The sequence below is a fragment of the Pseudomonas sp. RGM2987 genome, assembly GCF_022952855.1.
Lineage (GTDB): Bacteria > Pseudomonadota > Gammaproteobacteria > Pseudomonadales > Pseudomonadaceae > Aquipseudomonas.
On sequence record NZ_JALJDX010000181.1, the window covers coordinates 1 to 12,928 of the forward strand.

Sequence of the window (12,928 nt, forward strand, 5' to 3'; positions counted from 1 at the left end):
CGCGAAGAGAGCGGCCCATTCAACATCAATGCACGGCGCCCACCGCTTTCGCGAGCAAGCCCGCTCCCACAAAGGGCATGTGGCGTATATCAGGCCTCAGATCAGAAATGATACTTCAGCAAAAAGCTTGTATTGCTCTGGTTGGTCTTGAAGCCTTCGCTGTCTTCGATCCCGTACTTGTTCTTCCAGTAGTCATATTCCACCCCCACATACAGCTGCTTGGCGCCCAGGTTCAGGGCCTTGCCCAGGTCATATTTGATCTGCGGGTTGATGTGCAGGTTGGCGTGGTAGGTGCCTTTGGCATTGCTGTCATTGTCCACCACCCAATCGATGAAACCGTCGATCAGGATGTCGGATGAGCCCACCGCAATGGTGTAGGCCCAGGTCGGGGTGATCTGCCAGACGTTGTCGCCGGCGCGTGGGCCTTCGGTCTGGCGGTTGTAGAAGTTCAGCTGGAAGTAGTCGAAGCCGGGAATCGCCAGGTCGAAGCCCGGGCCGATCAGGTAGGACTCGTTGTCACCTTCGCCGAACTCGTAGGTCATCGCCAGCAACACATCCTTGATCGGGCCGAGTTCCAGCTTCTGGTCGAAGATCTTGCCGAACGACAGGCGCGGGCTGAACTCGCCGTAGTAGGTGTTAGGGCCCGACTGGCCGTCTTCCTTGCCGTTGTAGAAGATCCGGTCGAGGAAGAAGAAGTTGTCGCCGTATTTCCAGGCATCGGCGTGTTCGAAGGTCACGGTTTGCTGGATGCGCGGGTTGACCTGGAAGTCCTTGCCGTACAGGTAGGTCAGGCTGTTGTTCTGCCATTGGAACAGATCGTCGGCCATGGCCTGGCTGCCGGCCAACAAGGATCCTGCGAGTATCAGGCTGGTGCAGGTACGTTTCATTCGGTTTGCTCCCAAAGGTAAGTGGTACCGCTTTTTGTGAATCAGCGCTCTGATGTGGCGCCTTATTTCGGCGGATGAAACATCCGTTCGGTCAGCTTTTTGCTCGTGACAAAGGCTGACAGGATCTGGGCCATGACCGGAAAAGACTGGCAGTGGGTCAGGCGTTTATAGGCAGTATTGGTGTCGGCCGGACTCGAACGGCCGCGCAGGATACGGGCTTGCTTCGATGGGCTCAAGTGGCCGGCGACGGCGCGTCAGCGCTGGCTTTGCAGCGCTATGGCGGGGCTGGATCATCGAGTGCTTCGCTCTTGTTGTCATGGTCGAGGCGCAGCCTGCCGCCGGCAGGCGACCGGTCGTGTGCCGGCCTGCCTGTCAGCGGTATAACGCTGGTGCAGCGTTTGACTCAGTTGGTTCGTGCGCCCTGAGTGATCCATGCGCCGATCAGGTCGCGTTCCTGCTGGGTCATCTGGGTGATGTTGCCCAGGGGCATGATCTGGGTCGTCACGGCCTGGGCCTGGATCCGCGCGGCCTGTTGCTGGATCTGCTGCGGCGTATCGAACATCACCCCGCCGGGCGCTGCGCTGAACAGCGGGCTGGTGGGCTTGGCCGAGTGGCAGACCGCGCAGCGTTCCTGGATCACGCCGTGGACTTTCTCGAACGACGGGCCCTGGGCGCTGGACGCCTGGGCGGGTGGTGCCGTCGGCGCGGCTGGCGTGGCCGCCGGCTTGGCGCCCCCGCCCACGGCGGTTTCCGGCAGCGGCTGGTACTCGATGGCCGCCGGCGCTTTGGCCACGTCCGGTGCGCTGGAGACAGGCTTGGGCCCGGTGACATACGCCAGGCAGATCATCGCCAAGGCACCGACCGGCAGCGTCCAGGCAAACCGGTTGCTGTCGTGGCGGGTGTTGAAGTAATGCCGCACCAGTACCGCCGCCACCGCAATCCCGGCCAGGATCAACCAGTTGTACTGGCTGCCGTAGGTGCTCGGGAAATGGTTGCTGATCATGATGAACAGCACCGGCAGGGTGAAGTAGTTGTTATGCCGTGAACGCAACAGCCCCTTGGCCGGCAACGCCGGATCGGGCGTGCGGTTCTCGGCAATGGCTGCCACCAGTGCGCGTTGCGCCGGCATGATGATGCGGAACACGTTGCCGACCATGATCGTGCCGATGACCGCCCCGACATGCAGGTAGGCACCGCGACCACTGAACACCTTGCTGAACCCGTAGGCAGCGGCGATCAGCAGCACGAACAGGATCAGGCCGAGCAGGGCGGGGCGCTTGCCCAAGGCCGAGTCGCAGAGAAACGAATAGACGAACCAGCCGACGAACAACGAGCCAATGCCCAGGGCCACGCCTTCGGGGCCGCTCAGGCCACTGCCGGGCGCCAGCAGGTAGACCGTGGGGTTCCAGTAGAACACCACGCACAGCAGCGCGATGCCTGACATCCAGGTGAAGTAGGCTTCCCACTTGAACCAGTGCAGGTTGTCCGGCATGGACGGTGGCGCGAGCTTGTATTTTTCCAGGTGGTAGATGCCGCCACCGTGGATGGCCCAGAGGTCACCGGCCAGGCCGCTCCTGGGGTTGACGCGGTTGAGGTTGTTTTCCAGCCAGACAAAGTAGAACGACGCGCCGATCCAGGCCACGCCAGTGATCATATGAACCCAGCGAATGCTCAGGTTCAGCCATTCCAGCATATGTGCTTCCACAGTCGTTACCTCTCGCCCGTCACGCTTGTCTTCGCGTGATCGGACGCTTCTCTTATTGGTGGGGATCGAGGATCAACAACTCATCCTCTATGAAGAAATGCTCATCGCAGTTATTGCCTGTGCCACTGCGATCAACCACCAGGAAGTCATCCCGCTTTTCGATCGTCAGCACCGGGTGGTGCCAGACGCCGCGATGGTAATTGATGCCCTGCCTGCCGTTGGTGACGAAGGCGCGGACCAAGCCTGATACAGGTGCATCGCCAAGTGGCGCGACCACGATCAGAAAGGGGTTGCCGAGCAGCGGAATGAACGCCTGGCTGCCCAGCGGATGGCGCTCCAGCATGCGCACGGTCAGCGGCATCTCCAGCGCGTCGGCGCGGAAGATGCTGATGATCGCCTGGTCGTCCGGCGTGGCGGTCTCGACCGTCGCCAGGCGATGGAAGCGCATGGTCGAACCGTTGTTGATCATGAAGTGATCGCTGCCGTCGGTTTCGATCACGTCACCGAACGGGGCGAAGGCTTCTTTGGTCAAGGGTTCGATCTTGAGTGTGCGCATGCTGGTCTTCTTATCCAAAAATTCTGTGTTGTTGGTTCAGCTTTGTGGCGAGGGAGCTTGCTCCCGCTGGACTGCGCAGCAGTCCCTTGCTTTTTGCCAGAAGGGGGCCGCTTCGCAGCCCAGCGGGAGCAAGCTCCCTCGCCACGGGGGCGCCGCTTACTTCGCGACCTTGCCCAATACCCGCAGGCGACTCACGCCACCATCCGGGAACACATTCAGGCGGATGTGGGTGATCGGGCCCAGTGCCTTGATCTGCTCGTCGAAGGTGTGTTCGGCGTGCATTTGCAGCTTCTGGCTGGGCAGCAGCTCGCGCCAGAACAGCGATTGGGTTTCAATCTGGCTGTCGGTGCCACCCTTGACGAACGCGCCCTGGATCGAGCAGCTGTCCGGGTAGTTGCCCTTGAAATGCAGGGTGTCGACGATGATTTTCTCGACCTCACCGGCATGGCCCAGGGCGACGATCACCCAGTCATTGCCTGGGGTACGGCGACGGGCGGTTTCCCAGCCGTCACCCATGTTCACGCCACGGCCCGGGTTGAGGATGTTGCTCATGCGTCCGAAGTGTTCGTCGGAGCAGGCCAAGGCGCGGCCACCATTGAGGGCGGCGGCCAGGTCGATCTGTTCGTTGTCACCTACGGCCGACCAGTCGCGATACGGAATGCCGTAGACCCGCAGGCGGGCCACGCCGCCATCGGGATAGATGTTGAAGCGTAAGTGGCTGAACGCCTGGTCATTGCTGATTTCATGGTAGTGGTGGCTGTTGCCCTGCAACTCGACGGCCGAAAGCACTTCGGTCCACTGGGTGTTTTCGTCCGGCTCGCCTTGGGCCAGGAAGCAGGCTTCCAGGGACGCCGATGGCGGGTAGTTGCCGGTGAAGAACGAGGTGTCGATGTCCACGCCTTTGATCGAGCCCGCCACGCCCAGGCGGATCACTGCACTGTCGTAGCCTTCGAAGCGCTTGCGGCGTGATTCCCAGCCGTCCATCCATTTGCCGTTGTCGTCGAACACGCCTTCTTTCCACACCGCCGGGGTCGGCTGGAACAGGCGGTTGGCGTCGGCGAACCAGTCGTCGGTGACCGAGATGATTTTGGTGCCGAGGCGGGCGTCGGCCAGGTTGACGAACTTCTCGAACGGTACGGCGTAAGCTTTCATTCTTCTTGTCTGCCTTTGATAAGTTTGGCTGGGGATGCTTGCAGTGCTGTTTGACAGGCTGCTTGCTAGAGGGTCAGTAGTCGGAACAACGCGATTTTGTTGATCTCTGCCAGCGCGCATTTGAATTCGGTGTCGACCGAATGGTGGATGCGCGTTTCGAACGCCGCGAGGATCTGGTGCCGGTTGCTGCCTTTTACCGCCATGATGAAGGGAAACCTGAACTTGGCCTTGTAGGCGTCGTTCAGCTCGGTGAAGCGTTGGAACTCGTCACTGGTGCATTGGTGAATACCGGCGCCGGCCTGCTCGTGCGTGCTGGCTTCGGTCAGTTGGCCCTGGACGGCGGCTTTGCCGGCCAGGTCCGGGTGGGCGTTGATCAGTGCCAGTTGGCTGGCATGATCGGCGCTCAGCAGGATGTCGCTCATGCGCTGGTGCAGGGTTTCAATCTCATCGATCGACGGGTCCTGGCCCAGGTCGAAGGCTTTCTCGGCCACCCATGGCGAGTGTTCGTAGATATCGCCAAAGGCTTTGACGAACGCCTCGCGGCTCATGGTGGAAGGCTTGAGGGTCTGGAATGCAGTCATTTCGAACTCCCCGCTTCAGAAGCACCCGGATGCGGATGGACCTGCTGCCAATGCCGCGCAATGTCGACGCGACGGCTGAACCAGACCTGCTCATGGCCCTTTACATACTCAAGGAAACGCTTGAGGGAGGCGAGGCGGGCCGGGCGGCCGATCAGCCGGCAGTGCAGGCCGATGGAAAGCATCTTCGGCGCTTCGCTGCCTTCGGCATACAACACGTCGAAGGCGTCCTTGAGGTACTGGAAGAAGTCGTCGCCGTTGTTGAAGCCCTGGACCTGGGTGAAACGCATGTCGTTGGTGTCCAGGGTGTAGGGAATCACCAGGTGCGGCTTGCCGTTGGGGGTGTTCGGTTCCCAGTAGGGCAGGTCGTCGTCGTAGGTGTCGCTGTCGTAGAGAAAGCCGCCTTCTTCCATCACCAGCCGGCGAGTGTTGGGACCGGTGCGGCCGGTGTACCAGCCCAGCGGGCGTTCGCCAGTGATCTCGGTGAGGATGCGGATCGCCTCGAGCATGTGCTCGCGTTCCTGGGCCTCGTCCATGTATTGATAGTCGATCCAGCGATAGCCATGGCTGCAGATTTCATGGCCGGCGGCGACCATCGCACGGATCACGTCCGGGTGACGCTGGGCGGCCATGGCCACGGCGAAGATGGTCAGCGGGATGTCGAATTGCTTGAACAGCTGGAGGATCCGCCAGACCCCGGCGCGGCTGCCATACTCGTACAACGACTCCATGCTCATGTTGCGCTCGCCTTGCAGCGGTTGCGCCGCGACCATCTCGGAAAGGAACGCTTCGGACTCCTTGTCACCGTGCAGGATGTTGCGCTCGCCGCCCTCCTCATAATTGAGCACGAAGGACAGGGCGATGCGGGCATTGCCCGGCCACTGGGGGTGGGGAGGGTTACTGCCGTAACCGATCAGGTCGCGTGGGTAGTCAGCGCTCACTGCAGTCTTCCTTCTTGTTCGAACCATGTGGGTGGCGCCCGGGTGATGGATCTTGGGCTGGCGTCACGACGATGGAGTGATTGTATACAACTTTATGTGCGATTTGTAAGCCTGAATTTTCGCATTTTTCGCGCCAGCCTCTGATCTGGCTACACTGCAAGAAATCTGCCCACTTGATCAATTATTGAGTAGAAGCGTAGCGTATCCGTTGGTCTGGCTGTCAATTGCCCGTGGCGCTGCGCTGCGGTAGCCGGGGAATAAATTTCTGTTTTTTATTGTGTACAATTTTTGTCTGAAGTGTCTTAATTCGCTCATCGCCGTGGCGTTTCGTGCTCCGAAACGGTGCGGCCTTTCTTTCAACTGATTCAGGAGGCGTCGGGCCGGGCTGCCTTGCAGCCAGGCGCGCACAATCAATGGGACGTTTGACTACTCACGTTTTGGATGCTGCACATGGCTGTCCGGGCAGTGCAATCACAATCGAGCTGTACCGTGTGGAAGGCTCGCAGCTGCAATGGGTCGCCAGTGCGCAGACCAACAGCGATGGCCGTTGCGATGCACCGCTGCTGCAAGGCGAGGACTACCGCTCAGGGGTCTATCAACTGCAGTTTCATGCCGGCGACTATTACCGCGCCCGTGGCGTCCAGTTGCCCGAGCCGGCGTTCCTGGATGTGGTGGTGCTGCGCTTCGGCATCTCGGCCGAGCAGGAGCACTATCACGTGCCCCTGCTGATTTCGCCCTACGCCTATTCAACCTATCGAGGCAGCTGACCCCAAGCAGTTGCCTGGTCCTGGAAGCGACTGCGCATAGAGCTTCTCTGGTTTTTGCCCGCCCACACTGCGGGCTTTTTTTTGCGGCCTGTCTACAGCCTGGCGTTGTCATCCCTGATGATGAAAACGGTGTCCGCGTAGCCAGGCCGGATCTGCGCACCGCCCTTGAGCCAGATGATCTTGCCGGCCTGGTGGGCATCCTTGACCGCTTGTGCGGCAGCGTCGCCGACCTGGGTTTGCAGGTTGATGCCGGTGGTATTGGGATTCATGTGGGTGGGCAGGGAGAGTTTCGGCATGCGGGTGCGATGCAGGCTCATGAAAAATACGTAGTCATGCCCGGTGCGCCGAAACACCAGCGCCGGAAAGCTATTGAAGCTGTTGGGCTGCATGACCGTGTAGCCATTGCGCGTCAGGATGCCGGCCATGAAGCGCTTGAGGTCCATCGGCGAGTAGGTCGATATGAAGAAATTCCACTCTCGCTGGAACCGCAGGGGGTCGAAATCCAGCCGATCCAGCCTTCCTGTCGAAGTGGAAATGGGCAGGTCTATCGAACGCGAAGCACTTGTGATCCCAGAAGCGGTCGGGAGAACCGGCAGCATCAGCAAGGGATCGGTCCATTGCGGATGGATCGAGGGGGTCGCGTTCTTCCAGCCACTGAAAATCTGCCTCAGTGCGGTCAGGCCCGCTGCGTCGGCGAGAGATGAGCTGTTGGCGAGTTCGAATTGCCGTCTGGCGATATTTTCCAGGGTGACTGTGGTGACCTCCGGAAACATGTCCCTGACGTAAGCCGTCAGCGGTTTATCGAAGGGAAGCCTGGCGTCGATCTCCCAATGGTCGTCCGGCGGGACCCGGATTACGCTTCGGGGCTGCTCGTCCGGGGTATGCCTGAGGATGGCTTCCAGCAGGTCAAAATCATAGGCGGGATGGCCAGGATGCTGGATGTAGGCAATGGGGTAGTCCCGCGCGTCGATACGTGTCACCCGCTTATAGTGGGTGCTGCCGATGGTGATGAAGGCCGGCAGAGTGAGCTTTGGCTCGACCCCCCATTCCTTGCGAAAAACCGGGGCGCTTTGCACGGCGCCTTCGCCGGATGGTGCAACCGTGCGCTGGCGCTTGGGTGCGGGCCCTTCCAACGGATCATCGTCCGGCACGCTGTAGCGGGTAATGGTGAGCGTGGAGTCGCTGTCGTGGGAAATCTGCCGCCATAGCAGGCTGCCTTCGACTTGTTCCAGGCGTGGTCCGGAGGCAACGAGCTCAGCGCTTGACCGCGCCCGGTAGTGTTGGTCGGCATCGCGTCCCAGTAGCACCGTCCCACCTTCGGCAAGTTTGACGTAAGTCCGGGTCCTGAATGTCTGGATCCCGGAGATCGGGTCCGGGTCCGACAGCATGGGGATCAGCTCGGGGGAAAGGTAATAATTGTCCAGCGATAGCGAGGCGGGACCACCGGCGGTGGAGGCTTGGGCGGTGAGTTCCGTTACCTGGACCGCTGCGGGCTGGGCGTCGGCGGCTTCGGTTTGTCGTCCAGGCGACGAGCCGGACGATGGGTCGCTGTCATCGACCCGGATGGGGCTCCTGGGCAAGCTTTCGGGGGTGGTGTCGCGACTGCCGTGGGGTGTGTCGGGAGGAGACGTTGGAACGTTGGGGCGGGTGTTTTTTCTTGGGCTCATTGACGTTTGCGCTCTTGAATTTGAAAAATATGAACAACGGATGCGCCGTCGCCCGTCGTGTGGATTGACGGGCAACGCGCTAAAAGATGTTCTTGGAAAATCAACAGGCGGGTGCACTACATATGTATTGCGTTTGCAAGAGGCGTTCGCCGTCGCTGCTCAGGGCTAGGTATGTTCGGAGACGATCTCGCCTGGGGAGAGCATCCACCGCCAATGAGGAAGCTCCAGGCCAAAGGTCGGACCCAGGGCTATTGCCTGTGCAAGCATCAGTGACCTGTTCAACGTAGAGACCTGCGCCCATTTCACGCACTGTTCGCGCAACGAGCGCAGTGTCCCGTCGTCCAGGGGGGGATTCTGGCTGAGCCCTTCGCGAGCCAGGTCCTGATAGAGGCTGAGATGGTGATCGCACAAGTTGGTTTTTCTCAGGCTTGTTGGGGCGATCACACGGGATTGATCGGTATCGAGGGTCCACTTGCGCGCCTTGAGGTGATAACTCAAGGTGCCGGGCGAGCCATCCTTGAGCGCCATATTGGCCACCTTCAGTTGTGCCGATGCTAACCGTGACAATGGGTGGGGCAGGTCGGCTTCGGGATCGACCGGGGGAGAAAAATACCGGCCATCCAACGCCGTTACATAAATGCGCTCGAACAGGCTGTCGACTGTATGGACGACGCCCTGGGCCGTGATGACATGTATCTGGTCGACAAGGTCGTCCTCTGCGTAGGTGGGTAGATGAAGGACCGTCGTGCCCACTTGCAGCAGGTTATTGGCCAGTTTGATTTCGACCTCTCCGAGGCGGGTGGCGTCGAGTTCCCAGGTGGACGCGTGGGGGAGGCGGGGATTGGCGCCGGCCAGTGCGCCTGGCGTGGACAGGCGTAGCGTCATGCCCGGGCTCAGGTGGACAAGGTACGTGGCCCCTTGGCCTGTCAGCACCTCGATACCGCTCTGTTCAACGGCTGGCGTGAGCATCGCGCAAGTCGCCTGGCTGCCCATGGGGTGGGGTTTCTTATCCAGGGGCTGGAGAAACGCGTAGTGTTTTCTGGTCGGCGTGAGTGAAAGGGGGGCTAGTGTTTTCCATGCCACCGGATCTTTGTCGATGAATCCTTTGTCCAGCAACCGCGCAGGGTCGGGGGTGGGGATGGCCAGGCGGTAGGAGGCGCCGTCGCGCATGATCAGGATGAAAGTGTGCTGTGAATCCAGCGCGGAAAACGCACGTCGCCCGTTGGCCTTTGTTCGCGCGCTGTAGCGCTCATCGGAACGGGCCAGGTTGTTCAGGATGACACGGCGACTGCCAAAATCCAGGGTGAGACCGCACTCGCCATATTTCACCGTGTCCCCTTCGTCTTCCTGGATGACGTAGGCGTTGTAGTGAGCTTCGACCCGAGTCAGTTCGCTATGGACATAGTCCAGGTGAAGCGTGGTGGAATATTGGCTTTTTTGTCTCACCTTGAGCGTGGTGAATTCAATCAACCGGGAAACGTAGCAGCTCGTGTCTTTATCGTGAGCCACCCGGCGCTCGCTTCGGTCATTGAGGATGGCTGGGTTTCGCGGTATGCCGAGCTGCACCAGGATGGCTTCAATGACCAGGGGGCTGTCGTGTTCGAGGGTCTCCGGCAGGTCCGGCACCAGGTGGAAGCCGTCCTTCGTGATGAAGGTCAACCGGTTGTTCTGCAGGGATCTTGGGTAGTCCGTGTCGGCATAAACGTGGTGGATGGTGACTTTGCGTGACTCCCAGTCATTGCCATCGAAGCACGCCGTGATGACCAGGTTGCCTTGTTCGATCACCCAGCTTTCAATCAGGTCGGCGCGCCAGTCCAGTGTGATGAGGCTGCTGCCCACGCCGTCTTCGGTGACCGATACGTGGCCGGGTTTATGGGCAATGACGTACGCATCATCCCCAGGCCCACCGTCGGCGTTGCGGTTGTTGCCGCCGAGAATGAAGATCCGGTCATCACCCGCGCCGGCCTCGATGACATCGTTGCCGCGGGACTTGATGATGTTTGCACCGGCGCTGCCCTTGATGACATGGGTTCCGCCCTCAAGGATTTCCACATGTTCGATGCTTTCAAGGAGCGCGTGACGATACTGTTTGCTTCCATTCCTGGGACATTCCTGAGTGAGGATGGACGCCTGCCCTGCCTCCAGGTCGATGTGATAACCCAGTCGTGGTGTCTGACCATGAGCAGGGCCCCCAGCCAGTATCAACGCGTCGTTACCCAGGCCACCCACCAGTCTGTTCGGCGCAGGCGCGTCATCTCCAGCGGCGAGCTCTGTCGAGCCCTCGAAGACGAACACGTCATCTTTCGCGCCGCCCATCAGCCGTTTGACCCCTGATCCGTAGTGGAAAACGTTCGGCTTGTTTTCAGCCCCGACAATCGTGTCGTTGCCGCCGCCGATGTACCAATGGACGCCTTTGTGTTCCGCTGCCGCCTCGATGACCGCGCCGGGCGTTTCGTCCGTGACGCCTTGGCGGGCATCGATCCAGTCATCGCTGTCCTTGATTTTCGGGCGTACGGTGGTTGCTTGGTATTTTTCGCCGGTCCACCAGTTCCAGGTGTTATAGGTCACCTGCTCGAGTTCCACGGTGAACTGACCGTTCACGATCGCTTCGGTGCTGTCTTTCAACGGGCCCTTGAGCAAGTTCAAGGCGTTGGTCCGCAGCTGCCTGGTGTGTTCGGCGGTCGCCTTGGCGAGGGTGTAGCGCTGCTGGATATCGTCGTCGGGGTCGATTGTCCAGAAGGCGAACCACCCCGTTCGCAGACGCTCGTGGGCGCTGAGCGTTATGTAGTCGTCGATTTCATCGACCTGACGAATCGCCCCCCAGACCTGCGACCCGACCACCAGGATAAGCCCGGCGGCGAGACCCACAGGACCTGCTGAAGTGAACCCCGCCAGCGCTGCCATGCCGATGGTCAGGGTCATGGCGGCGCTGGTGACGCTCAAGGCTGCGCTGACGTAATGATCGGTGGCCGCTTTGCCGTTCGCGTTGGCGGCGGCCTTGAAAGCGTCAACCGCAGAGACGATGTCGAAAGGCAGGGTCAACACACTGGCGATCAGCCCACTCCCACGGGCCAAACGAGTCGCGAACGTGGTTTTCGCGAAATCCCCCAGGGAGCGCTGACCGGCCTGGATCATTTGCGTGGCTTGTCGGGTCACCAGCGCTTCGACACCCAAGGAAGCCACTTCGGCGGCCACGCTGGCGCCGTTGAACAGGGTCTGGTAATCGTCCTTGTTGCCGATGGCGTCCTGCAGGCCGCGCAGGCCACTGTAGATGCCAAAGGCCTGGAGCCCCAGGCCGGTGGGAATGAGGATCTGGCTCTTGGTCTTGTTTACCCAGTTCAGTGAAGTTTGGGCAAACTGATGAGGATCGAGGCCCTGCGCAGACTTCAGGAGTTTTTCCAGGATATTGTGGTAACTGCCCGCTTCAGCCCGTACTTCAGGGTTTGCTCTTAATAATGCACGCGCAGAGCGTGACCGTTGACTGGCTATTTCAAAAAGCAACGTCGGCAGGCGGTAGTCGTTTGCGTCGGTGGTCAGTTTTATGCGGGTTTCGACATCCGTTGCATTGAACTGCAGTGAGTCCAGGAAAAAACGACTGGGGGTACGAAAGAAACTGTTTTCACCGTTCAGTACCTGGCCATCGGTCGTAGCCCCCAGGGCATCCAAGGCGGAGCGGGTAACGGCTATGGAGCCGATATGGAGCGGGCCGTAAAGTTTGTCGACGACCTCAAGTTGGGCTTGCCGGTGCTTATGTTCCGGACTGAGCTGCGGCTGATCGGCGACTTTGAAGTCGAGCGTCTCGATCGTATGCTCATTGGCCTGAAAGACGATATCGCTAATGACGACAGCCCGGTCATCAGCAGCGGAAGAGGGCGCTATAAGTTGGGCCATTGTGAACTTCCTTGTTCAACGATGTTTGAATGGCCCTCTATGTAAGGTGTTTTCCCAAGTGCTGTATATCGATGGGTTGTTGCCACGTTTTGCCATTAGCTCAAGTCACGCAAATGAGGTCGTCAGGCGACACCGAAGGCTCAGTGGGCGGACAACAACGACGCTGCACCCGCGCCGCCAAACAGGCCTGCGCTGATCCGGTTGAACCAGCTCTGGCCCTTGCCTGTGCGCAGATAGCGCGCCGCGCCGTGGGCGCCGAGGCCGTAGGCCAGCTTGCAGAGCAGGTCGAGTACGGTCCAGGTGGCGATCATGATCAGCAGTTGTGGCAGGAACGGCTGCTGGGCGCTCAAGAACTGCGGCAAGAATGCGGCGAAGAACAGGATGTCTTTCGGGTTGCTGGCACCCAATACGAATGCCCGGCCGAACAGTGCGCGAAAACGTGGCACGGCGGCGGCCTGGGGCACTTCGGCGCCCTGGGCGGGTTGGCGCGATTGCTGCCAGCTCTGCCAGGCCAGGTAGAACAGGTACAGCGCACCGACGATCTTCAGCGCGCTGAACAATTTTTCCGAGGCCAGCAGCAACGCACCGAGCCCCAGCGCCGAGGCACTCAGCAGACAGATCGAGGCGAACACGCCACCGAGAAACGCCGGGTAGGAGCGGCGCAGGCCGTAGTTCAGGCTGTTGCCGATCATCAACAGCGACAGTGGGCCGGGGATGAGGATCACCACCAGGGCTGCACCGCTGAACAACAGCCAGGTTTCCAGATTCATTGCTTTGCTCCTGA

General features: G+C 60.3%; 10 protein-coding genes. 1 reads left to right on the plus strand and 9 read right to left on the minus strand.

The features are described from left to right. Positions 1 to 101: 101 nt before the first annotated feature. The 6 genes from RGM2987_RS10915 to puuE all read right to left on the minus strand — a co-directional run bounded on the left by RGM2987_RS10915 (position 102) and on the right by puuE (position 5,819). Positions 102 to 887, minus strand: coding sequence for an outer membrane protein OmpK (locus RGM2987_RS10915; RefSeq protein ID WP_245140733.1), 786 nt, complete (start codon positions 885 to 887; stop codon positions 102 to 104). Positions 888 to 1,290: 403 nt separating this feature from the next. Next, the gene (locus RGM2987_RS10920) at positions 1,291 to 2,592 is read right to left on the minus strand and encodes a urate hydroxylase PuuD (protein ID WP_245140735.1); all 1,302 of its coding nucleotides are present in this window, start codon (positions 2,590 to 2,592) and stop codon (positions 1,291 to 1,293) included. A gap of 52 nt (positions 2,593 to 2,644) precedes the next feature. Then, the gene (locus RGM2987_RS10925) at positions 2,645 to 3,148 is read right to left on the minus strand and encodes an ureidoglycolate lyase (protein WP_245140737.1); all 504 of its coding nucleotides are present in this window, start codon (positions 3,146 to 3,148) and stop codon (positions 2,645 to 2,647) included. Positions 3,149 to 3,304: 156 nt separating this feature from the next. Next, positions 3,305 to 4,300, minus strand: a complete 996-nt coding sequence (gene alc, locus RGM2987_RS10930; RefSeq protein ID WP_245140740.1) for an allantoicase — start codon at positions 4,298 to 4,300, stop codon at positions 3,305 to 3,307. 65 nt (positions 4,301 to 4,365) lie between these two features. Beyond that, positions 4,366 to 4,881 (minus strand): 2-oxo-4-hydroxy-4-carboxy-5-ureidoimidazoline decarboxylase, encoded by a 516-nt coding sequence (gene uraD, locus RGM2987_RS10935; RefSeq protein WP_245140742.1) that lies wholly within the window; start codon positions 4,879 to 4,881, stop codon positions 4,366 to 4,368. Beyond that, on the minus strand, positions 4,878 to 5,819 hold the full coding sequence (puuE, locus tag RGM2987_RS10940; RefSeq protein ID WP_245140745.1) for an allantoinase PuuE: 942 nt from the start codon (positions 5,817 to 5,819) through the stop codon (positions 4,878 to 4,880). Before puuE ends, uraD begins: the two co-directional genes overlap by 4 nt. Positions 5,820 to 6,232: 413 nt before the next feature. Here puuE and uraH point away from each other — a divergent pair, with 413 nt between their 5' ends. Beyond that, complete coding sequence (gene uraH, locus RGM2987_RS10945; RefSeq protein ID WP_245140748.1) at positions 6,233 to 6,586, plus strand: hydroxyisourate hydrolase; 354 nt, start codon at positions 6,233 to 6,235, stop codon at positions 6,584 to 6,586. Positions 6,587 to 6,678: 92 nt separating this feature from the next. Here the strand turns inward: uraH and RGM2987_RS10950 are convergent, their stop codons facing one another. The 3 genes from RGM2987_RS10950 to RGM2987_RS10960 all read right to left on the minus strand — a co-directional run bounded on the left by RGM2987_RS10950 (position 6,679) and on the right by RGM2987_RS10960 (position 12,914). Next, positions 6,679 to 8,253, minus strand: a complete 1,575-nt coding sequence (locus RGM2987_RS10950; RefSeq protein ID WP_245140750.1) for a hypothetical protein — start codon at positions 8,251 to 8,253, stop codon at positions 6,679 to 6,681. 165 nt (positions 8,254 to 8,418) lie between these two features. Further along, the gene (locus tag RGM2987_RS10955; RefSeq protein ID WP_245140752.1) at positions 8,419 to 12,144 is read right to left on the minus strand and encodes a calcium-binding protein; all 3,726 of its coding nucleotides are present in this window, start codon (positions 12,142 to 12,144) and stop codon (positions 8,419 to 8,421) included. Positions 12,145 to 12,284: 140 nt separating this feature from the next. Continuing rightward, entirely contained in the window at positions 12,285 to 12,914 is a 630-nt protein-coding gene (locus tag RGM2987_RS10960; RefSeq protein WP_245140754.1) for a LysE family translocator, read from the minus strand. Positions 12,915 to 12,928: the final 14 nt, after the last annotated feature.